Annotated in this window: 19 protein-coding genes; 14 read left to right on the forward strand and 5 right to left on the reverse strand. The window is 66.9% G+C overall.

Annotated elements, in window-relative coordinates; all coding sequences use genetic code 11:
• Positions 1-20 precede the first annotated feature (20 nt).
• The 11 genes from D3877_RS19640 (at position 21) to D3877_RS19690 (ending at position 14,981) form a co-directional block, all read left to right on the forward strand.
• Complete coding sequence (locus tag D3877_RS19640; RefSeq protein ID WP_119832344.1) at positions 21-770, forward strand: hypothetical protein; 750 nt, start codon at positions 21-23, stop codon at positions 768-770.
• Positions 767-2,959 carry an MFS transporter gene (locus tag D3877_RS19645; protein ID WP_119832345.1) on the forward strand — a complete coding sequence of 731 codons (2,193 nt, stop codon included), beginning with the start codon at positions 767-769 and terminating at the stop codon, positions 2,957-2,959. Before D3877_RS19640 ends, D3877_RS19645 begins: the two co-directional genes overlap by 4 nt.
• Before the next feature lie 3 nt (positions 2,960-2,962).
• Complete coding sequence (locus D3877_RS19650) at positions 2,963-4,078, forward strand: ABC transporter substrate-binding protein (protein WP_238474975.1); 1,116 nt, start codon at positions 2,963-2,965, stop codon at positions 4,076-4,078.
• On the forward strand, positions 4,075-4,863 hold the full coding sequence (locus tag D3877_RS19655) for a GNAT family N-acetyltransferase (protein ID WP_119832346.1): 789 nt from the start codon (positions 4,075-4,077) through the stop codon (positions 4,861-4,863). Before D3877_RS19650 ends, D3877_RS19655 begins: the two co-directional genes overlap by 4 nt.
• A 70-nt stretch (positions 4,864-4,933) precedes the next feature.
• Positions 4,934-5,710, forward strand: a complete 777-nt coding sequence (locus D3877_RS19660) for a hypothetical protein (RefSeq protein WP_119832347.1) — start codon at positions 4,934-4,936, stop codon at positions 5,708-5,710.
• Positions 5,707-7,215: a hypothetical protein gene (locus tag D3877_RS19665; protein WP_119832348.1), complete on the forward strand. Its 1,509-nt coding sequence runs from the start codon at positions 5,707-5,709 to the stop codon at positions 7,213-7,215. The genes D3877_RS19660 and D3877_RS19665 overlap by 4 nt, the downstream gene beginning before the upstream one ends.
• A gap of 11 nt (positions 7,216-7,226) precedes the next feature.
• Positions 7,227-9,347 carry a PP2C family protein-serine/threonine phosphatase gene (locus D3877_RS19670; protein WP_119832349.1) on the forward strand — a complete coding sequence of 707 codons (2,121 nt, stop codon included), beginning with the start codon at positions 7,227-7,229 and terminating at the stop codon, positions 9,345-9,347.
• A gap of 69 nt (positions 9,348-9,416) precedes the next feature.
• Positions 9,417-9,758, forward strand: coding sequence for an STAS domain-containing protein (locus D3877_RS19675; protein WP_119832350.1), 342 nt, complete (start codon positions 9,417-9,419; stop codon positions 9,756-9,758).
• 287 nt (positions 9,759-10,045) lie between these two features.
• A complete protein-coding gene (locus D3877_RS19680) occupies positions 10,046-10,675 on the forward strand; it encodes a TetR/AcrR family transcriptional regulator (RefSeq protein ID WP_119832351.1) in 630 nt (209 codons plus the stop codon).
• Positions 10,672-11,868: an efflux RND transporter periplasmic adaptor subunit gene (locus D3877_RS19685; protein ID WP_119832352.1), complete on the forward strand. Its 1,197-nt coding sequence runs from the start codon at positions 10,672-10,674 to the stop codon at positions 11,866-11,868. The genes D3877_RS19680 and D3877_RS19685 overlap by 4 nt, the downstream gene beginning before the upstream one ends.
• A complete protein-coding gene (locus tag D3877_RS19690) occupies positions 11,865-14,981 on the forward strand; it encodes an efflux RND transporter permease subunit (protein ID WP_119832353.1) in 3,117 nt (1,038 codons plus the stop codon). Before D3877_RS19685 ends, D3877_RS19690 begins: the two co-directional genes overlap by 4 nt.
• Before the next feature lie 84 nt (positions 14,982-15,065).
• On the opposite strand, the gene D3877_RS19695 is transcribed toward D3877_RS19690, so the two are convergent.
• Complete coding sequence (locus D3877_RS19695) at positions 15,066-15,539, reverse strand: hypothetical protein (protein ID WP_119832354.1); 474 nt, start codon at positions 15,537-15,539, stop codon at positions 15,066-15,068.
• A 320-nt stretch (positions 15,540-15,859) separates the two neighbouring features.
• Here D3877_RS19695 and D3877_RS19700 point away from each other — a divergent pair, with 320 nt between their 5' ends.
• Complete coding sequence (locus tag D3877_RS19700) at positions 15,860-17,719, forward strand: PAS-domain containing protein (RefSeq protein WP_238474990.1); 1,860 nt, start codon at positions 15,860-15,862, stop codon at positions 17,717-17,719.
• A gap of 61 nt (positions 17,720-17,780) precedes the next feature.
• Here the strand turns inward: D3877_RS19700 and D3877_RS19705 are convergent, their stop codons facing one another.
• The 3 genes from D3877_RS19705 to D3877_RS19715 form a co-directional block, all read right to left on the reverse strand.
• Positions 17,781-18,794, reverse strand: a complete 1,014-nt coding sequence (locus D3877_RS19705; protein WP_119832356.1) for a 4-hydroxyproline epimerase — start codon at positions 18,792-18,794, stop codon at positions 17,781-17,783.
• A gap of 14 nt (positions 18,795-18,808) precedes the next feature.
• Positions 18,809-20,056, reverse strand: a complete 1,248-nt coding sequence (locus D3877_RS19710; RefSeq protein WP_119832357.1) for an NAD(P)/FAD-dependent oxidoreductase — start codon at positions 20,054-20,056, stop codon at positions 18,809-18,811.
• A gap of 62 nt (positions 20,057-20,118) precedes the next feature.
• Complete coding sequence (locus D3877_RS19715) at positions 20,119-21,051, reverse strand: dihydrodipicolinate synthase family protein (protein WP_119832358.1); 933 nt, start codon at positions 21,049-21,051, stop codon at positions 20,119-20,121.
• An 88-nt stretch (positions 21,052-21,139) separates the two neighbouring features.
• Here D3877_RS19715 and D3877_RS19720 point away from each other — a divergent pair, with 88 nt between their 5' ends.
• Positions 21,140-21,829, forward strand: a complete 690-nt coding sequence (locus D3877_RS19720) for a GntR family transcriptional regulator (protein WP_119832359.1) — start codon at positions 21,140-21,142, stop codon at positions 21,827-21,829.
• Positions 21,830-22,129: 300 nt separating this feature from the next.
• Here D3877_RS19720 and D3877_RS19725 read toward each other — a convergent pair whose 3' ends face one another.
• Positions 22,130-23,317, reverse strand: a complete 1,188-nt coding sequence (locus D3877_RS19725; RefSeq protein WP_119832360.1) for an MFS transporter — start codon at positions 23,315-23,317, stop codon at positions 22,130-22,132.
• Positions 23,318-23,457: 140 nt separating this feature from the next.
• Here D3877_RS19725 and D3877_RS19730 point away from each other — a divergent pair, with 140 nt between their 5' ends.
• Positions 23,458-24,363, forward strand: coding sequence for a LysR family transcriptional regulator (locus D3877_RS19730; RefSeq protein ID WP_119832361.1), 906 nt, complete (start codon positions 23,458-23,460; stop codon positions 24,361-24,363).
• Positions 24,364-24,433: the final 70 nt, after the last annotated feature.

Here is a 24,433-nt window from a genome sequence, read left to right on the forward strand (position 1 = left end):
ACGTGTCCGGGAGCCGCCGCATGATCGTGGGCGGTGGTTTGGCGTTGCGCACCGGGGCCGTGATCGCGGCGACGGTGGCGCTGGCGGTTTTGCTGTCGGTCATTCTGGCCGGGCTGAAATTTGAACAAAAGCTCCGCGACATCACCAGTTCACGCCTGTGGGTGGTCGCCGACGAGATGCGGCGGCGGGTTGAGTATGGGCTGACGCTGGGGCTGGATCTGTCGGAACTGGTCGATGTCCAGTCGCAGGTCGAACGGGCGGCGTCGGGCGCGGAAATTCTGGGCGTCGAGGTGGTGGACGACTCGCGGCGCGTGCTGTTCGCCGCCGACCGCGCCGCCATCGGCCAGCCCACCCCGATTCATTGGGGGCTGGAAAGCGGGCTGGTTGGCGACGGCGTTCATCAGCAGATCGTCGGCGACGCGCTGATACTGGGCGCGCCCGTCCACAACAGCTTCGGCCAAGCGGTCGGCGAAGTGATCCTGCGCTCCTCTCTGGGCGGGTTGCGCGGGCGGATCGCCAAGGTCGAGGCGGAGTTGGCGAACGGAACCTTCATTCTGGACGCCGTGACCGGCCTGGTTACGCTGATCGCCGCGTTCCTGACGGTGCGCTATGGCGCGGTCCAGTTCCGGCGGGGAACCGCCCCGTCGGTGATCGCCCCCCACAGCGCGGTGCGCCAGCGGTTGGGCCATGGCGTCGCCGTGGCCGATCAAGCGATGGCGGAGCTGGAGCGCGACCTTGATTCATTGACCCTGCGGGAGGCCAAGTCATGACGACGCCCGGCAAGCCCGCCCCCAAGCCCGCCCCCAAGCCCGCCCCCAAGCCTGCCCCCAAACCCGCCCATGACCCCATCGGCGCGCTGATTCTGCGCCTGACCATCGTCACCGTCGGGGTGTTGCTGATCGCGGCTGGAACCGCGTCCTGGCTGTCGCTGCGCAGCTTCGACCCGCTGTTTCAGCCCGAATTGGCGCGCAAGGCTCAGACGGTTGGCGAGTTGCTGACCACCCAGGTCAATCGCGGTTTGGCGGTTCAGATTCCGTTGAACCGCATGCCCGGCCTTGGCCCCCTGGTGGAGGAGGAGGAGGAGCGGCACGCCGACATCGCTTATGTCGCCATCACCGATCCGTCGGGCCAGATCGTCGCGGCGGCTGGCGCGCCGCTGGTTGGGCTGAAGGCGATGGCGCCGGGCCGGGTGAGCGGTTCCGACGATGGCCGTCTGGTGGATGGATTCATCGACGTCATCCACCCGTTGGGCGACGCGCTCAGCCCGTCGGGCTGGCTGCATGTCGGGGTGGACAGCGCTTATCTGGCCAAGGCGTCGACCAATCTGATGCTGGACGTGCTGTCCGTCGTCATCGTCGCCGTCCTGTTGATTTTTGAGATTTTGCAACTGGTGGTGAATCTGGCGATGCGGCGGGCGCTGGCCCTGCGTCTGCTCGCCGACCGGGCGGAGGATGGCGATTTCCGCGCCGATCTGCCGCCCAACACCGCCCGCGCGGGCGGCGAGCCGGACGGTTCGGCGGCGGAAAACGCCGACGTTCGCGGTTTGCTCGACGGGGTGAACGCGCGTTACGCGGCGTTGAGCGCGCGGGTCGCCGACGCCGTGCGCCGGTTCGGTCCCGACGACGCCCGCGTCAAGCGGGCGCAAGACGGGCTGGCGGCGCTGTCCGCCCGCTTCCGCTTCCGCGATCCGGAACGCCAAGCCTCCGGCGCGCCCGAACCGGCGCCGCTCAATCTGGTGTTCCTGCGGTTGCCGGTCTTCCTGTTCTGCTTGTCGGAAGAATTGTCGCGCCCGTTCCTGCCCGCCTACGCCGCGTCTTTCGCCAGCGAATTGCCGTGGCTGACGCCCGATGTGGTGGTCAGCCTGCCGATCACCCTGTTCATGCTGATGTGGGCGGTGTCGCAGCCCAGCGGCGCCCGTTTTTCCGAACGGGTGGGGCGGTCGCGCTCCTTCCTGGTCGGGGCGCTGCTCGGCTCGCTTGGCCTTGCCATGACGGCCTTCGCCTCGTCGTTGCTGGCCCTGATCGTTTGGCGTTGCGTGACGGCGCTGGGCTATGGGCTGGTGCTCATCACCGCGCAAGGCATCGTCATCGACCACACCACCGCGCGCAACCGGGCGGGCGGCATGGCGATGTTCATCGGCGCCCTGCTGGCGGCGGGCGTGTGCGGGCCGGTCAGCGGCGGGATGATCGCCGATCTGGCGGGCTTCCGCGCCACCTTCCTGCTGGGGGCCGGGTTGGCGTTGTCGTCCGGGCTGGCGGTGTGCGTCCTGTTGCTGCGTGGCCGGTCCAGCCCGGCGCGGACGGCGGCGACGGCGACGGCGACGGCGGCGGCGGCGCGTCCGGCGATGGGCAGCGCCCTGCCGCTGTGCCGGGATCTGCGCTTTCCGGTGCTGATGCTGCTCAGCGCCATTCCCACGAAGATCGCTTCCACCGCTTTTCTGTTCTGTCTGGTGCCGCTGCTGCTGACCGCCGACGGCGCGACGAAGGCGGAAATCGGGCGGGTGCAGATGATGTATTTCGTCGCCTGCATCGTGGTGTCGCCGCTGGCCGCCACCCTGTCGGATCGCTGGCAGATGCGGCGCGGTTTCATCGCCCTGGGCGGATTGGGCACTTTGCTCAGTTGCGTGCCGATTGTGGCGACCCACGCCCTGTGGGGGCCGCCGCTGGCCATCGCGTTCTTCGGTCTGTCCCAGGCGCTGATCGCCGCGCCGCAATTCACCCTGGTGTCGCAGATCGCGCGGGAAGGCGGTTTGCCGGAAACGGCGGCCATCGGCTGGTATCGCCTGATCGAGCGGTTGGGCGGCGCGATTGGTCCGGTGGCGGCGATGACCATCGCCGTCCTCACCTCCTACCGCGAGGCGATGCTGGGCATTGGTTTGCTGTGCGGGGGAAGCGCCCTGCTTTTCTGGATGTTGTTCACCGTGCGCAAGACGCCGGTCGCCCGCCCGCAGGAGGCCTGAGCCATGACCCGTGACGCCATCCCCGGTGACGCCATCCCTGGTGATGCCATGACCACCGACCTTACGGCTCTGTCCAACGCGTTGCAGGATCGTCCAAGCCGCCGCCGCTTTCTCAGCATGGCCGGGGCGGGCGGTTTGGCCTTGTCCGGGGTCGTTCCGGGGGCGGCGCTGGCCGCCGCCGCTCCAGACAAGATCTTTCGCATCACCATGGTTCTTGGCCGGGGTGAAAGCGACAACGAGTTTGGCTTTAAGGATTATCTGGCCCGTCGGGGACTGAAGGTCGAATACAGCGTCCGCAACACCGGCGGCGACACGTCCTTGATGCCGTCGATCATCGAGGAGATCAAGGACACCCGCCCGGACCTGATTTACAGTTGGGGGACGCCGCAGACCCGCGCGCTGGTCGGCCCCTACGACGCCACCGATCTTACGCCCTATGTGACGGACATCCCGGTGGTCTTCACCTTCGTCGCCGCGCCGATCGACGCCAAGATCGTCGCCAATCTGGAGCGATCCAACCGCAACGTGACGGGAACCGTTCACATCGCGCCGATTCCGGTTCAGGTGAACACCATCCTGGCCTACCGCCCGATCAAGCGGCTGGGCGTGCTCTACAACCCGCAGGAACGCAACTCCATCCTGACCCTGGAAGGGCTGCGGGTGGAAACGGCGCAGCGCGGGCTGGAGCTGTTGGAGGAACCCGTGCCGCTCGACGCGCAGGGCGAACCGATGCCCAGCGCCCTGCCGCTTCTGATGAACCGTTTGGTCCAACGCGGGGCGGAAATGCTCTACATCGGCCCTGACACCTTCATCGCCTTTCGCAACCGGAAATTTGTGGCGGAGGAGGCGTTGCGCCTGCATCTGCCGACCTTCTCGGCCACCGAATTGATCGTGCGCACGGACAAGGCGATGCTGGCGCTGGCCAGCAGCGCGTATGGCATTGGCCGTTTCACCGCCTTCAAGGCGGCGCAAATCCTGATGGACGGGGTCAAGCCCGGCGACATTCCGGTCGAAACTCTGAAACGCTTTTCGGTTATCATCAACATGCCGACGGTGCGGGCGCTGGAATATTACCCGCCCATCGGTCTTCTGAATTTTGCGGAGATCGTCGAGGCATGACCCGCAAGACATCGGCGTTTGCGCCCGTGGGCGCCTTTCCGTTGCACGGGGAGGCGGCGCGGGCCGCCGCAGGGGCGCGGCTGGCGGTGCTGTCCGCCGATCTGCCGACGGATTTGACGGCGCGGGTGCTGGATGGCGACGACGCCGAACAGCTCCACGCCTTCCGTCTGAGCATCGTCGCGCGGCTGGACGACCCCGACCATTACCGGATGGCGGGCGAGGTTGGAAATTTCGTCGCCGACCATCTGGGCGACAAAGGCTTGACCGCTGGAATTTTCCGCAAGGACCGGATGATCGCCTATGGCGCGCTTGGCCTGCCGGGGCCGGACGATCCCAACCGGGGCCGCGATCTTGGCCTGCCGGAGGGCGAGTTGCCGCTGGTCGCGCACATGTCGTCGGCCATGGTCGAATCGGCGGAGCGTGGGCGTGGTCTGCACCATCGGTTGATCGGCTGGCGGCTGGAGGTCGCGCACACTCTGGGCCGTCCGCATCTGTTGACCACGGTCAGCCCGCGCAACCACCGCAGTTGGGGGCATCTGGCCAATCATGGCCTGCACCCCCGCCGTTTGCTCCAGGTTGGCGGGGATCTGGTGCGTTTGTTGGTCCACCGTGACGCGCGGGTGGATCCGGCGCTTGACACAACCACCGCCGCGCTGGTTCCAGTGGAGACGCTGGCGTCCCGTTGGGACGTGTTCGACCGGGGCGGGCGGGTGTGGGCGCGTCTGTCCGCTGGGGGCGAGGGGCCTGACCAACGTTGGTTTGCCTTGTGTGGCCGGGAACGGTGATGGAGTGTGGTCCGCTTGCGGATCGCAACCGGCCTTGGGGGCATGGGCGCGCGGATAAGGACGGCTGACGATGGGAACGGGAAGCATTGCGGCGCGTTTGGCGACCTTCATCGTCGTGGCGACCTTTTTTGCCGCGCTGGCGGCCGTCACCTTGTGGACGCGCGAGCAATCCCGGCGTCTGGACGACGCCGTCACCTCTCAAGCCAACTTTGTGTTGAGCGAAGCCAAGGCGGCGCTTGAGGCGCAGCTCAATCTTGGTTTGGCGCTGGCCGATCTGCCTCAGGTCGATGGGCTGCTCAACCGCGCCCGCGCCGCGTTGCCGACGATCCAGTCGGTCGCCGTGCTGGACGAAAGCGACCGCGTGCTGTTTTCCACCAACGCGGTCGAGGTTGGCGATTCGTTGCCGCAAAACCCGACCTCCGTCAGCGCCGTCTGGTCCACCGACGTGGCGGGCGAGCGGGTTTACGGCGTTGGCTTGACCACGAGCTTTGACACGTCGGCGGGGTCGGTGCTGTTGCGCGTGCCGGTTGGCGCGATGACCGAGCGGGTGCGCCATTACGCGCTGACACTGGGCATTGGTGCGTTGGCGGCTGGCGCGCCGTTGGCGTTGATGGGGTGGCTGGGAGGTCTGTGGTTGATGCGCGAGCCGCGCCGCGCCCTGTCGGAGGTGGCGGAGGCGCTGGAGGGGTTGGAGGATGGCCGTCCGGGCGATGGCGCTGGAAGCGGGGCGGCGGCGGGCGCCGCGCTGGGCCTGCCGGTGCCGGGCTTTGTGGCGGCGGTGCGTCGGCGCTTTGGCGTTCTGGAAGGGGCTGAGCGCGAAGTGTCGCGTTTGGATGAGTTGGCATGATGATCGCCGCGCAGCGCGCCCGCCGCCGCTTTCTGCTGGGCATTCCGTTGGTGGTTCTGGCCGTCGCGCTGCTGACGATGATCGCCGTCGGGCTGATCGGCACGCGGCTGGCCGAAGAGCAGTTGGGGGAAACGGGCGCGGCCAAGGCCGCCGCCGTCGCCGAGGCTGTCCAATATGATCTGGAGCGCGCCATCGCCCTTGGCATTCCGCTGGAGCGGATCGAGGGAATCAGCGCGTATCTGCAAGGCATACAGGGCCGCAACCCCGATCTGGGTTTTCTTCTCATCACCGGCGAGGATGGGGCGTGGATGCATGGCGCCGCGCCCTTCGCCATTGGGCGCTTGGGCGCGCTGGTCGAATCGTTGCGCGGCATGGCGGTTCCGACCACGCGCGGCGCCGCCCTTCAGCCCATCGCGCGGGACGCGTTTTTGATTGTTCGGCTGCCCTTGCGCGCGGCGGCGGCGGCAGGACAGGGGCTGACGGCGGCGGGGCATGTGACGGCGGGGCATGTGCTGGTCGGGGTGCAGCCCGGACAGGTGCGCAGTCAGATCGCCGGAGAATTGGTGGCTGTGGCCTTGGGCGGGCTGGCGGTTCTGCTGCTGCTGGCCCAGGTGGCCGAGGCGCTGGTCGAGGCCAGCTTCTGCGCGCCCATCGCCGGGCTGTCGCAATTGATGGAGCGGGCCATCGCCGGGGATTTTGGCACCCTGATCGGGCGGCGGCCGCAAGACCAGGTTGGTCGGGTGCTCCACGCCTTCAACGCCGCCGTTTTCCGCGTCCATGACCGGCGCCAGCGCTTCACCGCCCACGCTGACGAGGTGCGCGGCGCGGTGTTCGATCCCGCTGTGGCCCAGGCGGTCGAAAAGACGCGGGCGGCGACGTTGGCCGCGTTGGGGCCGGGGTTGGACCAAGCGCCGCGCCGGGTGGTGGATCCACGCGCCAATGACGGACGGGCCTACGCCGCGTTGGCGATGACCGCGACCATTCTTCTGGCGCTGGCCGGGGCGAACGCCGGGGCGTCGCCAGGGGCGTTGGCGGCGGGTGGCTGGCCGTGGAACGTTGCGGTTGGCGTCGCGTTGGCGGCGGCGCTTGTGGGGGCGGCGGTCGCCTTTGGCGTCGACGCGGCGTGGCGGCGATTCGCGGCGGTGGTCGCCGCGTTGGGCGTTGGGTTGTGCGGCGGTCTGTTCGTTGGCGATTGGCTGCCTGGCGACTGGCTTCCGGGGGATTGGTGGTCTGGGGTTTGGTGGCTCGCCGATTCACGGCCGGTTTTGATCGTTGGGGCGCTGAGTGGCGGTCTGGCGGTTGGCGTCGCGCTGGCCTACGCCCGTCAGGCGGCGGAGGATGGCGGGGTGGCGCGGATCGCGTGGGCGCTGACGTCGGGCGCGGTTGTGGCCCTGTTGTGGGCGGCGGCGCTGGGGTGGGACGGCGTGGCGTTGGCCACGTCAGCGGTGCTTTTGGCCGTTCTGGCCGCCATGGTGGGGCGTCCCTTTGTCGTCTTGCGGCGTTGAGAGGCCCTTCAATGCTGCTTCAGACCCGGATCATCCTGTTCGTGCTGGCGACGTTGGCGGTGGTGGCTGGTCTGTTGATCGGCTTTTCCAGCCTGCGCGAGGAGGCGGCCAACCAGCAGGCCCGCGAGCTTGAGCTGAACGGCCTGGACACCGCCTGGCAATTGGCGGTCGCGGGGGCGGCGGGGCGGATCGACCAGAGCTTGGGACGGTTGGCCGGAGACCCGGAGATCCTGCGGGCGCTGGTGGCGGAGGAGCGTGGGACGCTGACCGCTCGGGTCACGGCCTTGGGTCTGTTGTCGGGCCGCGCCGGTCAGGGCGGCGCGGACAAGGGTGGGGAGACGGTGAGCGACGTCAATCTGTTCGCCGCCAACGGAACCCTGCTTTACAGCTCCGATCCCGCGCTGGACGCGGCGCCGTTGCTGAATCGGGCCTTGTTGGATCCGGTGTTGGCCGGGCAACGTTTGGCGCGTGGCGTTCGTTTGCTTGATGGAAACCGCCTGATCGTGATGGCCGGGGCGCCGATCTATGGCGCGGTGTCGGGCGATGGCGTGGTGGTTGGCGCGGTGGTGGCGGGGTTGGGCTTTCCGGCGGCGCTGGACGTGCTGCGCAAAAACACCGGCGGGCGGGTGTTCGCCGTCGGGCGGGACGGCAGCCCGTTGGATGGCGCCAGCGATCCCTTGTGGTCGGCGGTCCGGCAACGGATCAACCCGGCGGACCGCGAGATGCAGCTTTTGCGGTTCGACGGCCATCGTTACGCGCTGGCCAGTCTGCCGGTGGCCGATCTGGCGGGCGGACGGGTGGCGACGGTGCTGATCGCCACCGACATCACTCTGGCGATGGAAGAGCACGCCCTGTGGTCGGTCGCCTATGGGGTGGCGGTTTTGCTGGTTCTGGTGCTGGCGCTTGGGCTGCTCTACGGCTATTTGCGGCAGAATTTCACCGTGCTGGACGGCGCCGTGCAGGCGTTGCAGGACATTTCCCATGGCCGGGCCATGGGCTATGTCGAATTGCCCTCAGGCAACGACGAGATCGGACGGATTTCCGGCGCGGTCGATGTTTTCCGGGGGGTGATGCGCGAGATCGAGCGCACCGCCGGGCAGCGCGAACGCCGCCTGCGCCGCCAGCAGCGTTTCATCCGCCGCCAGATGGAGGCGTTGGCCGTCACGCTGGAGGACGAGGCGCGGCAAAGCCTGCTTGAGGAGCTTCGCCAGATCGAATCGGAAACCCACGACGCTGATTCCTCCCAATCCAGGGGCGTGGGGGATGAGCTGGGCTTGCTGGCGCTCGGCTTTTCCCGGCTGGCCACACGGGTCAGCACCCAGCAGGTGCAACTGACGCAGATGGTGCGCGATCTGCGCGACGCGCTGGCCGACAAGCGCCGCCTCATCAGCCTTCAGCAAGAGCTGGAAATCGCGCGCACCATGCAGTTGACCATTCTGCCCCAGGTCTTTCCGGAGTTGGCGGAGCTGGACACCGCCGCGCGGATGATCCCCGCCAAGGAGGTTGGCGGCGATTTCTACGATTTCTTCCCGATTTCCGAGGACAAGATCGCCGTCGTCATCGCCGACGTGTCGGGCAAGGGGATTCCCGCCGCCTTCTTCATGCTGATCGCGCGGACGATGCTGCGGGCGATCGCCGAGTCCGGCGTGGGGCCGGCGGAAACCATGCGGCGGGTCAACAATCTGCTGGCCGCCGAGAACGAACAGATGATGTTCGTCACCGTCTTTTACGGCGAGCTGGATTTGCGGACGGGCGTTCTCGCCTTTTCCAACGGCGGCCACAACCCGCCGCTGCGCGTCACCCGCGACGGGGCGGTGATCGAGTTGGAGCGCTGCCAGGGAATCGCTTTGGCGGTGATGCCCGACATGCCCTTCGCCGAAAAATCTCTGAGGCTCGACGCGGGCGACATGGTGGTGCTGTTCACCGACGGCGTGACCGAGGCCTTCAACGGGTCCGACACCATGTATGGCGACGCCCGGCTGGTCGAGGCGGTGGGCCGTCAGGTCACGGCCTCGGCGCGCGAGGGGCTGGATGGCGTGCTGTCCGACGTCGCCCGTTTCACCGCCGGGGCGCCGCAGTCGGACGACATCACCTGTCTGGTTCTGCGTTGGCGCGGGGCGGCGGGTGCGTAACCTGATGGCGCCGTGTTATACAGCCTGAAGCGTCATCACCTGAATCACCATGGTCACTGAGGGCAGAGTATGAACATCACCGAAGAATCGGTCGGCGGCGTCAGCGTTCTGCGGACCGAAGGTCGGATCGACAGCGGCAACGCCAGCGAGTTTGAGGGCCATCTGGTCCGCGCCATCGGCGATGGCAGCGTCAAGCTGGTCGTCGACATGGCGAAACTGACCTACATCAGCTCCGCCGGGCTGCGGGCGCTGCTGATCGCCGCCAAGAAGGCGCGGCCTACCGGCGGGCGCATCGCCCTGTCGGCGATGGCCCCGCACATCCGCGAGGTGTTCGACCTCAGCGGCTTTTCCTCCCTGTTCGAGATTCACAGCGATGAGGCTGCCGCCGTCGCCGCCTTCGGCGCGGCGTAAGCGACGATTCTCGGCAGAGAACTGCGTCAATTCTAAGCAGATTGACCGCATCGCCCATTAAGTGAGCGAAAAAAGAAAGGCTCCGGCGCGAAAACGCCGGAGCCTTAAGTCATGCGTGGAACCAACCGGAAAAAGCTTTGCAAGGCGTGGGCCACACGGACGCGGTCTGAGGGGCGGCGTGCGCGCGGCATTCCTTCGAGAGCAAATGATCGACAGTCAAAACCCTGTCACTTGACAGGGGGCGGAACTCGGCTATCGTCATTTTTGAAACTGACGGGTTCCATTTTATGCCACTCGACGCGGAAGACATCCCCGATTGGCGCGCCAAGCGGCGCGAGGAGATCCTCGCCGCCGCCACCACTCTGTTCGCCGGGCGGGATTACGCCGACGTTCAGGTCGATGAGGTGGCCAAACGGGCGGGCGTCGGCAAGGCCACGCTCTATCGTTACTTCCCATCCAAGGAAGATTTGTATCTGGAATCGTTGGAGCGGGCGCTGGGCGGGATGGAGGAGCGGCTCAACGCGCAGCCCGCGCCCGCCGCGACGGCGATCTCCCGCCTCAAAACCATGGTGTCAGCCCTGATCGACACGCTCAGCGAGCAGTTGTTAACCTTGAAGCTGATGGGCGGAGACCAGTCCGATCTGGCCGACCGAACCCGCCGCGTTTTGCGCCGCCGCAGCGCGCAAACCGCCGCGTCGCTGCGTCAGGTGCTGGAGGATGGGGTCGCCGCCGGGGAGTTCCGGCGGATCGACACCGACATCACGCCGCTTCTCATCATCGGCATGGTGCGCGGCGGCATCATGCTGGCGGGGGACCGCCCACGCGAGGCCCTGGAACGGGCCGTCCTTGATCTTGTTTTGACCGCCGCAACCACTCCGCCAGCCACCGCATCACACCCAGTCGGGAGCCAGACGTGACCACGAGACGAATCCTCATCCTGCTGCCGGTTCTGGCCGCTTTGGGCGCTGGAGGCGTCTGGTACGCGCAAAAAAGCGGCGGGGAGCCGCAAACCGCCAAGGCGGCGGCCCCGCCCGCCTCGCGCGCCATCCCCGTCGTCACCAAACTGGTGGAGCTGCGCGCGGTTCCCGACCGCATCGGCACCATCGGGTCGGTGCAACCCATCGCCGCCATCGCCATCAAGGCGCGGGTCGACACGGTGGTGGAGGCCGTCCATTTCATCGAAGGGCAGGAGGTCAAGGCGGGCGACCCGCTCTTCACGCTCGACGCCCGCGCGTTGGATGCTCAGTTGCGCCAAGCCCAGGCCAATCTGGAACGCGACCGCGCCAATCTGGAGAAGGCGAAGGGCGACGTGCGGCGCTATGGCGAGTTGGTCCGCACCAACGCGATTTCCCGCACCCAGTATGACGCGGCTGTGGCCGTCGCCGACGCGCTGGAGGGCACGATCAAGGCCGATCTGGCCGCCATCGAGGCCGCCAAGGTGTCCTTGAGCTTCACCCGCATCACCGCGCCGATGGATGGCCGCACCGGCACCGCCAACGCCAAGACCGGCACGATGGTCCGCGCCGCCGACGCCACGCCGTTGGTGACGCTGACCCAGCTTCGCCCAATCAACGTGTCGTTCAGCGTGCCCGAACGCCATTTGCCGACGATCCGCCGCGCGATGGCCGATGGGGTTCTGAAGGTGACGGCGGGGTTGCCCGGCTCGACTCTAGCCCCCGCCGAAGGAACCTTGAGCTTCGTGGACAGCCAGGTCGATCAGCAGACCGGCACCATTCTGGTCAAGGGCGAGTTCCCCAACGCCGACACCCGGCTGTGGCCGGGCCAATTCGTGGACACCGTGCTGACGCTGCGGGTCGATCCCCAGGCGCTGACGGTTCCTGACGAGGCGGTGCAAACCGGCCAGCAGGGGCGCTTTGTTTACGCGGTGAAGGCCGACGACACGGTGGAGGTTCGCCCGGTGACGGTCACGCGCAGCCAGGACGGCGTGACGGTGCTGGGCGGCGGCGTCGCCGCTGGTGACCGGGTGGTCGTGGATGGCCAGTCACGCCTTTATCCCGGCGCCAAGGTGGTGGAGCGCGCGGCGGACAAACCCGCCGACGGGGCCAAGAAAAAGGCTGAGACTCCCGCCGCCAGCGGAGGCGCGTCATGAACATTTCGGAGCTTTGCATCCGCCGTCCGGTGATGACCATCCTGCTGACGGCGGCGATGGTTCTGGGCGGTCTGGCGGCCTACCGGCAGCTTCCCACGGCGGCGTTGCCGCGCGTCGATTTCCCGGTGGTCAGCGTCTCGGCGGCCTTGCCCGGCGCCAGCCCGGAAACCATGGCGGCCTCGGTCGCCAGCCCGTTGGAGCGGGAATTCTCCACCATCGCCGGCATCGACACGCTGACCTCGTCCAGCACGCTGGGCAACACGTCGATCACCATCCAATTCGTGCTGGAGCGCGACATCGACGCGGCCGCCGCCGACGTGCAGGCGGCCATCGCCCGCACGCTGCGCCGCCTGCCCGCCGAAATGACGACGCCGCCCAGCTACCGCAAGGTCAACCCGGCGGATCAGCCGATCCTGTTCATCTCGCTGAACTCGCCGACGCTGCAACTGTCGGCGCTGAACGACATCGCCGAAACCATCGTCCAGCCGAAGGTCGCCACGCTGCAAGGCGTCGCCCAGGTGCAGATCTACGGGTCGCAGAAATACGCGGTGCGGGTCCAGGTCGATCCCAACGCGCTGGCGGTGCGCGGCATCGGCATCGACGAGTTGCAAAAGGCGATGACCGCCGCCAACGCCAACACGCCGGTCGGCACGCTGACCGGCAACCGTCAGCAATTGGTGATCGCGGCCAACCCGCAGCTTCCCAACGCCGCCGCCTTCCGCGACCTCATCATCGCCTACCGCAACAATGCGCCGGTGCGCGTCGGCGACGTGGCGAAGGTCGAGGACAGCGTGGAGAACAACCGCACGGCCAGCTGGCTGAACGGCACCCGCACCATCATGCTGGCGATCCAACGCCAGCCCGACGCCAACACGGTGGAGGTGGTGGACCGCGTGCGCGCCCTGATTCCGACCTTCCAGGCCCAGCTTCCGGCCTCCGCCGCCATCAAGATCGTCAACGACCGTTCTCTGTCGATCCGGCAGGCGGTGGAGGACGTCCAGTTCACCCTGGCGCTGACCATCGGGCTGGTGGTGATGGTGATCTTCCTGTTCTTGCGGCGGCTGTCGGCGACGCTGATTCCGGCGCTGGCGGTGCCGATCTCGCTGATCGCCACGGCGGGCGGCATGCAGATGATGGGCTACTCCATCGACAACATCTCGCTGATGGCGCTGACGCTGGCGGTTGGTCTGGTGGTCGATGACGCCATCGTCATGATGGAAAACATCGTCCGTTACGTCGAAGAGGGGATGAAGCCGTTCGAGGCGGCGATCAAAGGATCGCGCGAAATCGGCTTCACCATTCTGTCGATCACCCTGTCGCTGGTCGCCGTCTTCATCCCGATTTTGCTGATGGGCGGCGTGGTCGGGCGGTTGTTCCATGAGTTCGCCGTCGTCGTCACCATGTCCATCGCCGCGTCGGCCTTTGTGTCGCTGACGCTGACGCCGATGATGTGCTCCCGCTTCCTCACCCACCATGAGCCGGGCGACGAAAATCTGTTCGGGCGGGTGCTGGAGGCTGGTTTCACTGCTGTGCTGAACGGCTACGCCGCGTCGTTGCGTTGGACGCTGCGGCACCGGCCCCTGATGGGGCTGCTGATGATCGGCACGGTGGTCGGCTCGGTCCTGCTGTTTCAGGCGGTGCCCAAGGGCTTTTTCCCAACGGAGGACATCGGCCAGATTCAGGTGACGACCGAAGCCTCCGCCGACATCGCCTTTCCGGCGATGGCCGCGTTGCAGCAGAAGGTCGCCGCGATCATGCAGGCTCACCCGGCGGTGGCCGACGTCACCTCGTCCGTTGGGGTCGGCGGCAGCACCGGCAACCAGGGCCGCATGTTCCTGGTGCTGAAACCGCGCGAGGAACGCCCCCCCGCGCCGGAGGTGATCCAGCAGCTTCGCCGTCAGGTGAACGGCATCCCCGGCATGGCGGTCTACATGCAGCCGGTGCAGAATCTGCGCATCGGCGGGCGGGCGTCCAAGAGCCTCTACCAATACACCATCCAGGCGTTGGATCTGGACGAGCTGTATCAATGGTCGGGCAAGCTGGAAGGCACCCTGCGCGGCATGGGCAAGCTTCAGGATGTGACCAGCGACCTTCAACTCAACAACCCGCAGGCCTTTGTCCGCATCGACCGCGAAAAGGCGGCGACCTTGGGCATCGGCGTCGATCTGGTGCGCTCCACCCTCTACAGCGCCTTTGGTCAGCGGCAGGTGTCCACCATCTACACCCCCAGCAACGATTATCAGGTGTTGATCGAGCTGGAGCCGAAATACCAGCAGGACGACAACGCCCTGTCGCGCATCTATGTGCGCTCCACGTCCGGCAAGCTGGTGCCGCTCGACGCCTTCGCGCGGGTGGAGCGGACCGCCGGGCCGCTGGCGGTCAACCACCAGGGCCAGTTGCCCGCCGTCACCCTGTCCTTCAACCTTGCCCCCGGCGTGTCGCTGGGCGAGGCGGTGGAGCTGATCCGGGGGGCCGAGCGCGATCTGGGCCTGCCCGCCACCGTCACCACCGGCTTCGCCGGAACCGCCCAGGTGTTCCAGGACGCCCAGGCGGGGCAGGCGCTGTTGCTGGGCGCGGCGGTGCTGGTGATCTACATCGTGTTGGGCGTGTTGTATGAAAGCTTCGTCCACCCGCTGACCATTTTGTCGGGTCTGCCGTCGGCGGCGATTGGCGCGCTGGCCACCTTGCTGGTGTTCGGTCAGGAGCTGAGCGTCATCGCCATCATCGGCATTCTGATGCTGATCGGCATCGTGAAGAAAAACGCCATCATGATGATCGATTTCGCAGTCGACGCGCGGCGTGGCGGCATGTCGGCGCGCGACGCCATCGAACAGGCCTGCGTCCTGCGCTTCCGCCCGATCATCATGACGACGATGGCGGCGATCATGGGGACGCTGCCCATCGCCATCGCCCATGGCGCGGCGGCGGAACTGCGGCAACCGCTGGGTCTGGCGGTGGTCGGCGGCCTGTGCGTGTCGCAGGTGCTGACGCTCTACATCACGCCGACGCTGTATCTTTACATGGAGGATTTGGGCAACGCCATTGATCGCCTGATCCATGGCCGCCCGGCGGCGGCGACTCCGCACGGTTCGGCGACGGCGGACGGCGATTGAGTCGGGGTTGATGTTTGGAAGGGTGTGTTTGGAGCGGCGACCGTTGGTCGCCGTTTCCGTTTCCGCCGCGCCTTTTACACCCTTTTACACCGCGATCTGCGTGACCAGCGGCGTGTTCACCCCGGCGTCGGCCCGGCGGTAGGCGTCGATGGCGTCGGTCCAGGGTTCGATGTGCAACCCCTGACCGACGACTTCCTGGTGCAGGCTTTGGGTGATGAAACCGGCGTTGGGCAGTGCGGTCTGCGGGGTGGGGCCGGGAGACACCGGGCCGTTGGCCGCGCTGGCGCCGCCGCCGATGGCGAAGCCGCTCGACGCGCCGCCGGTGGATCGGCTGGCGGCGCGAGTCTCATCGGTTCCGGTCTGACCGCTGCGGCGCAGCGCCTCGTCGGTCGCCTCCAGCGGTTGGTCGGAGGAGGAGCGTTTGCGCTCATCCTCGCCGGGGACGCGGCGGATCGGTTGGACCGCCGGGGCGTCGCTCGCCAACATCTGCCGCAGCTTCGCCAGCCCGGAGGGGCTTTGCGCGCTCGATGGCGATGGCAGGGCGAGGAGCGTGGACAAGGGCGGTCGGGTCCGTTGGCTGGAGATGTCTGATTCTTGACTCACAACAGCCTACCAACGCAAGAGTTCCCAATTTATTAAAATACCGGACAAATGTCTTTGATGTGCAATACGAACAATTTCGCCGTTTCGCCCCATGCTCCGCCTCTCGGCAGGAGCGGTTGAGCCTGCTACACTGCAACCGTCGCGACGCCTTTCCGACCCCATCAACGGCGTGTGGTCCCTTGCTCTTGCCCGCTTCTGCCCGATCGGCGCCTTCGCTGGATGATGCTCAGAACCGCTTGTCGGTCCTGTTGGAGCATATGGATGAGGGCGTTGTCATGGTCGCCGCCGACCTGACGATTTTGGCGCTCAACGGGCCGTTGCTGGATTTGTATGGGCTGCCGCCGAACAGCGTGGCGGTTAGGGATTTTTTTGATTTTCTTCAGTGTCTGGCCGAGCGCGGGGAGTTTGGCCCGGGCGACACCGCCGCGATTGTCGCCGAGCAGTTGGAACTCGCCCGTTGCGCTGACCGCGCCCGGCACGAACACCGGCGCCCGGACGGTCGAATCCTGGAAATACGCACGCGCGCGCTGCCGGGGGGCGGCTTTGTCCGCACCCACATCGACATCACCGAGCGCAAGCGTGGTGAGGACGAGTTGGCCGACAAACGGGAAACCTTGCGGCTGATTCTCGACAATATTGGCCAGGGTTTTATCTTGTATGACCGGGATCTCCGGTCGATCATGTACAATAAAAAATTGCTGGAACTTACGGATGTTCCTGAACATTTGGCGAAAAATTTCAAGACGATGGAGGAGAGTACTCGTTTTCAGCTTGAAAGTGGCAGGCTTTTTCTTCCGGCGGACGCGCCAGATTTTGGCGATGACATCGACGCAAAGCTCAAATACGTGCTGGACAGGACGGCCCGTCCGAATCGCGAGTGCATTTATGTCCGCCCCCAGCATGATGGCCGCATCCTGGAGGTTCGCGTCGTTCCGCAGCCGGACGGCGGGCAACTCCGCACCTTCACCGACATCACCAAATGGGTGAACGCCGATCAGGCGGTGCGCCAAAGCCGGGAAATTCTGACCGGCGTGATCGATTCGATGCCCGCGCTGATTGATGTGCGGGATCGCGACGGCGTCATTCTGCTGACCAATCGGTCTTTCCGCGAGATCCACGGCGCCTCGCCAACGGTTCCCGACCGTGGCCCGACGGCGGATCGGGCCGAGAGCCTGAATCGTTTGGTGATCGAAAGTGGCCAGGGCGTTCCCTTTTTCGAGGAAAGCGGCCAAGACGCCAAGGGACGGCGGCGTGATTGGCTGACCACCAAAATGCCCCTGACTGACGAAGCGGGGGAGGTCACGCACATCGTCACCGTCGCGCTGGACGTCACCGCGCGCAAGCGGGCGGAGGAGGAGTTGCGCGACGCGCAAGCCAGCCTGATTCAGGCGGAAAAGATGGCGTCACTGGCGCAATTGGTCGCCGGGGTGGCGCATGAGGTGAACACCCCCATCGGCGTGACCCTGACCGCGATTTCCCATCTGGACGAGGAGGTGGTCAAGATTCGCGCGCTGTTCGACGCCAACCGGGTGAAGCGCAGCGATTTCCAAGGGTTTCTGGATGTCGCCTGGGAAACCACCCGGATGATTCTGTCGAACATCGAACGGGCCGCCAATTTGATCCAAAGCTTCAAGCAGGTGGCGGTCGATCAGGCCAGCGGTGAACAGCGGGTCTTCGATCTCGCCGCCTATGTGGATGAGGTGCTGCTCAGCCTGCAACCGCGCCTGCGCAAGACCAAGGTCACGGTGACGACTGACATTCCGCCCGGCCTGGAGATCGACGGCCACCCCGGTTCCTTCGCGCAGGTGCTGTCCAATCTGATCATCAACGCCCTGGTTCACGCCTATGACGAGGGGCAGGAGGGGCGCATCCTCTTGATCGCCGAGGAAGCGTCGGCGGGTTGGGTGACGATGCGCTACAGCGACGACGGCAAGGGCATTCCGCCCGACATCCGCAACCGCGTCTTCGATCCCTTCTTCACCACCAAGCGCGGGTTGGGGGCCAGTGGGTTGGGCCTGAGCATCTGCGCCAACATCATGGCGACGACGATGAAGGGATCCATCGCGCTGGACAGCGCGGACGGGCCGGGCACCCGCTTCCTGCTGCGCTTTCCCATGTGGGTCAAAGACGCCTGACGCCGCCGGTCGTTGAACAACCGGCGGCGTCTTGGGCGTTCAGTCTTGTGGGGCGCTTGGCTCAGGGGACGTCGGCGACCTGAAAGCCCTTCCAATAGGGATCGCGGTCATCGACGAAAATCGTGTTGTAGCCGGTGACGCGCGCCCAGCCTTCAATCGACGGGATGATCGCCGGAAGGCCGCCGGCCTCGGTGGTTCCCTCGACCCGCCCGATGAATTTGGACGCGATGATGCTTTCGTGGACGAAATCCTCGCCCTGTTTCAGACGGCCCAGCGCGTGCAACTGCGCCATCCGCGCCGAGGTGCCGGTGCCGCAGGGGGAACGGTCGATGGCCTTGTCGCCATAGAACACGGCGTTGCGGGCCGAACCGTCGGGCGTCGTCGGCTTGCCGGTCCACAGCACATGAGTCAAGCGGTTCAGCGCCGGGTTGGTCGGGTGGACGATGCTGTGCCGGGCGTTGAAGGCGGCGCGCAGCTTGGGCGAATAATCGAGGATTTGCGAGGGTTGCAGATCGGCGAGATCGGCGTAACCGGCTTGCGGTTCGACAATCGCGTAGAAATTCCCGCCAAAGGCGACGTCCACCGTGATCGGCCCCAGGCCGGGAACCTCGACCTCATAGCCCCGACCCAGCAGGAAGGAGGGAACGTTGGTCAGCCGAACGCTGTCCACATAGGGGCCGTTCTGGATGTAACGCGCCTCCACCAGCCCCGCCGGGGTGTCGAGCCGCAGCAGCCCCGGCGTCTTCGGCGTCACCAGCCCATGTTCGATGATGGTGGTGACGGTGCCGATGGTTCCATGGCCGCACATCGGCAGGCAGCCGGAGGTTTCGATGAACAGGATGCCGACGTCGCAATCCTCCCGCGTCGGCGGGTAGAGGATGGAGCCGGACATCATGTCGTGGCCGCGCGGCTCGAACATCAAGGACAGGCGAATCCAGTCATGGTCGGCCAGAAACTCCTGGCGGCGCTCGAACATGGTGGCGCCCTTCAGCATGGGGACGCTGCCGCCGGTGACGACGCGCACCGGGTTGCCGCAGGTGTGACCGTCGATGCAAAAGAAGCTGTGGCGGGCCATGGCGAAATGCCTCTTCAGAAGCGGGTGGGGGCGTAGGGGGCGAGCGGCAGGGCGGGGCTTTTCCCGTCGATCAGCGCGGCGACCAGCTCGGCGGTGACGGCGGCCTGGGTCAGCCCGTAATGGCCATGGCCAAAGGCGTGGATGACGGCGGGCAGGCGGGAGGCCGGGCCGATCACCGGCAGGCTGTCGGGAATCGACGGGCGGAAGCACAGCCGCCGCACCCCCTCCACCGCGCCCAACTCCGGCAGGAAACGGCGCAGCTTGCCCAGCAGCGCGTCCACCCGCGCGTAATTCGGCGGGGCGTCCAGCCCGGCGAACTCCACCGCGCCGCCGATGCGGTCGCCGCTGTCGAGCGGGGAGGTGACGAAGCCATGCCCCTCATACATCACCGGGCGGCTCAGGCCGAGCGCGCCGGGCGCGGTGGTGACGTTGTAGCCGCGTTCGGTGTCGAGCGGCACGGCGTCGCCGACCATCGCCGCCAGCGGCTTCGACCAGGCGCCCAGCGCCAGAACCGCGCGATCCGCCGTGATCGACACCCCGCCGTCGCACCGCGCGGTCACGCGGCCCGCCGCGTCCTCAAAGCCCTGGATCTGCGCGTTCACCAGCCGGGCGCCGCGCTCCAGCGCCATTTTGCCCAGCGTTTCGGTCAACAGCGCCGGGTCGGCGACGTGCGGGCCATCGGGGTAGAGCGCCCCGCCGACGATGGTTCCCGCCGCCGCCGCGCGGGCGAAGGCCGGTTCCAGCGCGGCGACCTGCGCGGCGGACAGGATGTCCACTGACACGCCGAAGCCGCGTTGCCGTTCGGCCAAGGCCGGGAAACGGGCGAAGGCGGCGGGATCGGTCCACACCGACAATTGCCCGCGCGGGCGCAGCAGCCCGCCGAGATCCAGCGCGTCGAGCCGCCGCCGCCACGCGGGCAACGAGGCCCCGTTCAGCGCGGCGATGGCCAGAGTCGATGCCTCGATCCGTCGCGGGGTGGAGGAGGCGGCGAAACGCAGCATCCAGGGCAGGATGCGGGGCGCGTAGGACGGGCGGATGGTCAACGGCCCCAGCGGGTCGGCCAGCCAGCGCGGCAGATTGCGCCACGCCTTCGGCCCGGCCAGCGGCAGGATGTCGTTGTGGGCGATCCAACCGGCGTTGCGCCCCGACGCCTCCGCGCCAAAGCCGGTTCGGTCGAGGATCGTCACCGCATGGCCGTTGTCGAGCAGCGCGTGTGCGGCGGCCACCCCGATGATCCCCCCGCCAACGACCAGGATGTGCATGATGCGGCGACTCCCCCCACTCGAACCAGACTCTGTTGCGGGCCGGACTCTGCGTCAGCCCGTCACTGGGCCAGCGGCGGCAACCCAACATCGGGCAGGGCCGGGCGGGTGGCCAGCGCCTTGCGCACGATGGCCTCCACCTCGTCGCGCTCCGCGCCTTCCAGCGGCAGGCGGGGCGGGCGGGTCAGCAGGCTGCCGCGACCGGCGATGTGCTCGGCCAGCTTGATTCCCTGCACCAGATCGGGGCGGGCGTCCAGATGCAGCAGCGGCATGAACCAATCATAGATCGGCAGCGCCTCGTCCAAACGGCGGTCGCGGGCCAGACGGAACAGCGTTTCGCCTTCGCGCGGGAAGATGTTGGACATGCCGGAAATCCAGCCGACCGCGCCCAACAGCACGCTTTCGACCACCACATCGTCCAAACCGCACAGCGGGATGAAGCGGTCGCCGGTCATGTTGCGGACGTCCACGATGCGCCGGGTGTCGCCCGAGGATTCCTTGAACGCCACGATGGTGTCCACGTCGGTCAGGCTGGCCAGCATGGTCGGCGTGACGTCGGTGCGGTAGGCGGGCGGGTTGTTGTACAGCATGATCGGCAGATCGGTCGCCGACGCCACGCCCCGGAAATGCACCAGCGTTTCGCGCGGCTTGGCCGGATAGACCATGGCGGGCAGCACCATCAGGCCGTGCGCCCCGGCCTTGGCCGCCATGCGCGCCGTCGTCGCCGCGAATTCGGTGGTGTATTCGGCCACGCCGACGATCACCGGCACGCGGCCCGCCGACACGGCGACCGCCGTTTCGACCAGCTCCTGCTTTTCGGCCAGGGTCAGCGCGGTGTTTTCGCCGACCGTGCCGCCGACCACCAGACCCGACACGCCGTCGTCGATCAGCGCGCCAATGACCTTGGCGGTGGCCGCCGCGTCCAGCGAGAAATCATCGCGGAACTGCGTGGTGACGGCGGGGAAAACCCCTTTCCAGCGTTGGCGAGGATCCATGGCGGCGTGAACTCCTGTCCGGGGGGTGATTGCTTGTATCCAATTTGTATATTTGAAATGGCCGCGCCGTCAAGCTAAGAAGATCAGCATGACGAACGACACCCCCCGGCGCGGCGGCGGCCCGCAGAAAATTTACGACGCGCTGAAGGCCGACATCCTCAACATGACTCTGGCGCCTGGCGCCGGGTTGGATGAGACGGAGCTGTCGGCGCGGTTCGGCATGTCGCGCACCCCGGTGCGCGAGGCCCTGCAACGGCTGGTCGCCGAAGGGCTGGCGACGACCTTGCCGAATCGCAACACGGTGGTGACGGTCCTGGATTTCGACGGGGTGCCGCATTACCTCGACGCGCTGACGCTGATGTACCGCGTCACCGGGCGTCTGGCGGCGCTGCGGCGGACGCCGGAGGATCTGGAGCGGATGCGGGCGGCCCAGGCCGATTTCGCCGCCGCCGTCGCCGCGTCCGACGCCATCGCCATGCTGGAAAGCAACCGCAACTTCCACCTCGCCATCGCGCGGGCGGGGGGCAACCGTTATTACACCGACCTGTTCGAGCGTCTGCTGAACGATGGCATGCGCCTGCTGCGCCTCTATTACCGCAGTTACCAGGACGCCTTGCCGCAGGAGTTCGTCCACGGACACGACGCGATGATCGCGGTGATCGAAGCGGGCGACGCCGCCACCGCCGAACGGCAGGGGGCGGAGCATGCCAGCCAGATCGTCGGCCAACTCCAACGCTTCATCGCCCCGGCGCTGGGGGCGGACATCGGGTTGGAGTGAGCGACAAGGGGCGTCTGATTTGCAGACAGGGCAACGAAGTCAGGTTAACGTAACGTCACCAACCTGGAAGACGTACCTGAGACACGGATGAACACGGATATCCACGGATGAACACGGATATCCACGGATGAACACGGATAAATAATTTCCCCTGATCCGTGTTCATCCGTGGGCCGACGCAGTCGGCATCCGTGTTTATCCGTGTTCAATGTCATTTTCCGGTTTTGAAGTGCGGCCACGTTAACCTGACTTCGTTGCCCTGGATTTGCAGACGCCCCTTGTCGCCATGGCCGCTCCGGGTCACGCCGCCTGAGCGGCCAGAGCAAAGGACGCGCGGCGGTCGAGACGGCCGCTCCACAGGGTCAGCAACAGGGCGACGGCGACCAGAATCGCGCCAACCCAGGGCGTGGCCCCCAGTCCCAGGGGCGAGGCGACGACCAGACCGCCGATCCAGGCTCCGGCGGCGATCCCCAGATTGAAGGCGGCGATGTTCAGGGCCGAGGCGACGTCCACCGCCGTGGGGCGCACGGATTGGGCCAGTTGGACCACATAGATCTGAAGCCCCGGCACGTTGGCGAAGGACAGGAAGCCCAGCGCCGCCAGCGTTGGCACCGCCAGCCAGGGCGACGGCGCGGTGACGCTGAACAGGGCCAGAACCAGCGCCTGCGCCACGAACAGACCGGCCAACGCCCGAACCGGATTGCGGTTGGCCAACCGCCCGCCCGCGATGTTGCCCAGCGCGATGGCGACGCCATACAGCACCAGAATGACGCTGACCGAGGATTCGGCGAAGCCGGTGATCTGTTGCAGGACCGACGCCAGATAGGTGAAGGTGACGAAGGTGCCGCCATAGCCAAGCGCGGTCATGGCGAAGACGATCAGCAACCGCCCGCTGCCCAGCACCCGAACTTGGTCCCCGATGCTGGCTGGGGGGGCCATGCGCAGACGGGCGGGCAGCAGCAGGGCGATGGCGGCGAAGGCGATCACGCCCAGCCCGGCGACGGCGGCGAAGGTCGCCCGCCAACCAAAATTCTGGCCGATCAGCGTGCCCAGCGGCACGCCGGTGACGATGGCCACGGTCAACCCCATGAACATCATGGCGATGGCCGAGGCCCGCCGGTCTTCCGGCACCAGATCGGCGGCGATGGTGGCGCCGACGGAAAAGAACACGCCATGGGCGAAAGCCGACAGCACGCGCGCGGCCAGCAACGGCGCGTAGGACGGGCTGAGCGCCGCCATGCCGTTGCCGACGACGAACAGCGCCATCAGACCGAGCAGCAGGCGTTTGCGGGGGATCCGCCCGGTCAGGGCGGTGAGGACCGGCGCGCCGAAGGTGACGCCAAGGGCGTAAACGCTGACGATCAACCCGGCGAGCGGCAGGTCGATGCGCAGATCCTCCGCCACCGTGGGCAACAGCCCGACGATGACGAATTCCGTGGTGCCGATCGCGTAGGCGGCGATCGTCAGGGCGAAGAGGGCAAGGGGCATGATCGGCGTCCTGAAAATGGGTCCGGCGGGCCGCTTGAGGCTGGCCGGTTGCGATTGACGCCGACTATGACGGACTGGCGTTCCCCCGATTAGAGCCGATAAGATTGAAACATCTGTGATTTGAATTCAAAAGTGAGGCTATGGACAACGCCGCCGGAGAGATGGAGGTTTTCGTCCACGCGGCGACCCTGGGCAGCTTTTCGGCGGCGGGGCGGGCGTTGCGCCTGTCCCCTTCGGCGGTGAGCAAGCTGGTGTCGCGGTTGGAGGAACGGTTGGGAACCCGCCTCATGGCGCGCTCCACCCGCAGCCTGAGCCTGACGCCGGAGGGCGAACTCTATCTGGAACGGGCGCAGCGCATTCTGGAGGAAATCCGGGAGGCCGAACGGGCCGTCGCCTTCGGCGGGGCGGCGCTGCCGCGCGGGCGTTTGCGGGTCAGCGCGTCTGTGGCCTTCGGGGTGCGGTTCATCGTGCCGCTGCTGCCGGATTTTCTGGCGCGCTACCCCGACGTTCAGCTTGATCTGTCGCTGACCGACGGAATCATCGATCTGGTGGGGGAGCGGACGGACATCGCCATCCGCGTGGGCGCGCTGCCCGACACGGCGTTGAAGGCGCGCAAGCTGATGGAAAGCCGCCGGGTGATCGTCGCCGCCCCGTCCTATCTGGACCGTCGGGGCGAGCCGCTGACGCCCGACGATCTCGACCGCCACAACGGGCTGACCTTCAATTTCCGGCAAAGCTGGGAGGAGTGGCCCTTCCGCGACCCCGCCACGGGCCGCCTCTTCACGCGCTCCGTCCGGGGAAATTTCGAGGCGAACAACGGCCCGACCGTGCGCGCGCTGTGCGTCGCCGGGGTCGGTCTGGCGCGGGTCGGGCGCTTCCACGTCCAACCCGACATCGAGGCGGGGCGGTTGGTTCCTGTGCTGGAATCGTTCAACCCGAACGACATCGAACCCATCCACGCCGTCTACGCCAGCCACCCCCATCTGGCCGCCCGCATCCGCGCCTTCATCGACTTTCTGACCGAGGGGCGGGCGGAGGGCGGTTGATGGCGAATGGGGGAAAAAGGAAACCGGCGTGGGGGATCATTGTCCTCCACGCCGGTTCGATCAATGGTGG

The sequence above is a fragment of the Azospirillum cavernae genome, assembly GCF_003590795.1.
In the GTDB taxonomy this organism is placed as follows: domain Bacteria; phylum Pseudomonadota; class Alphaproteobacteria; order Azospirillales; family Azospirillaceae; genus Azospirillum; species Azospirillum cavernae.

Coding starts and splice junctions, on each gene's coding strand:
- D3877_RS19640 (WP_119832344.1), top strand. CDS start 21: ATGATCGTGGGCGGTGGTTTGGCGTTGCGCACCGGGGCCGTGATCGCG.
- D3877_RS19645 (WP_119832345.1), top strand. CDS start 767: ATGACGACGCCCGGCAAGCCCGCCCCCAAGCCCGCCCCCAAGCCCGCC.
- D3877_RS19650 (WP_238474975.1), top strand. CDS start 2,963: ATGACCCGTGACGCCATCCCCGGTGACGCCATCCCTGGTGATGCCATG.
- D3877_RS19655 (WP_119832346.1), top strand. CDS start 4,075: ATGACCCGCAAGACATCGGCGTTTGCGCCCGTGGGCGCCTTTCCGTTG.
- D3877_RS19660 (WP_119832347.1), top strand. CDS start 4,934: ATGGGAACGGGAAGCATTGCGGCGCGTTTGGCGACCTTCATCGTCGTG.
- D3877_RS19665 (WP_119832348.1), top strand. CDS start 5,707: ATGATGATCGCCGCGCAGCGCGCCCGCCGCCGCTTTCTGCTGGGCATT.
- D3877_RS19670 (WP_119832349.1), top strand. CDS start 7,227: ATGCTGCTTCAGACCCGGATCATCCTGTTCGTGCTGGCGACGTTGGCG.
- D3877_RS19675 (WP_119832350.1), top strand. CDS start 9,417: ATGAACATCACCGAAGAATCGGTCGGCGGCGTCAGCGTTCTGCGGACC.
- D3877_RS19680 (WP_119832351.1), top strand. CDS start 10,046: ATGCCACTCGACGCGGAAGACATCCCCGATTGGCGCGCCAAGCGGCGC.
- D3877_RS19690 (WP_119832353.1), top strand. CDS start 11,865: ATGAACATTTCGGAGCTTTGCATCCGCCGTCCGGTGATGACCATCCTG.
- D3877_RS19700 (WP_238474990.1), top strand. CDS start 15,860: ATGGTCGCCGCCGACCTGACGATTTTGGCGCTCAACGGGCCGTTGCTG.
- D3877_RS19705 (WP_119832356.1), bottom strand. CDS start 18,794: ATGGCCCGCCACAGCTTCTTTTGCATCGACGGTCACACCTGCGGCAAC.
- D3877_RS19710 (WP_119832357.1), bottom strand. CDS start 20,056: ATGCACATCCTGGTCGTTGGCGGGGGGATCATCGGGGTGGCCGCCGCA.
- D3877_RS19715 (WP_119832358.1), bottom strand. CDS start 21,051: ATGGATCCTCGCCAACGCTGGAAAGGGGTTTTCCCCGCCGTCACCACG.
- D3877_RS19720 (WP_119832359.1), top strand. CDS start 21,140: ATGACGAACGACACCCCCCGGCGCGGCGGCGGCCCGCAGAAAATTTAC.
- D3877_RS19725 (WP_119832360.1), bottom strand. CDS start 23,317: ATGCCCCTTGCCCTCTTCGCCCTGACGATCGCCGCCTACGCGATCGGC.
- D3877_RS19730 (WP_119832361.1), top strand. CDS start 23,458: ATGGACAACGCCGCCGGAGAGATGGAGGTTTTCGTCCACGCGGCGACC.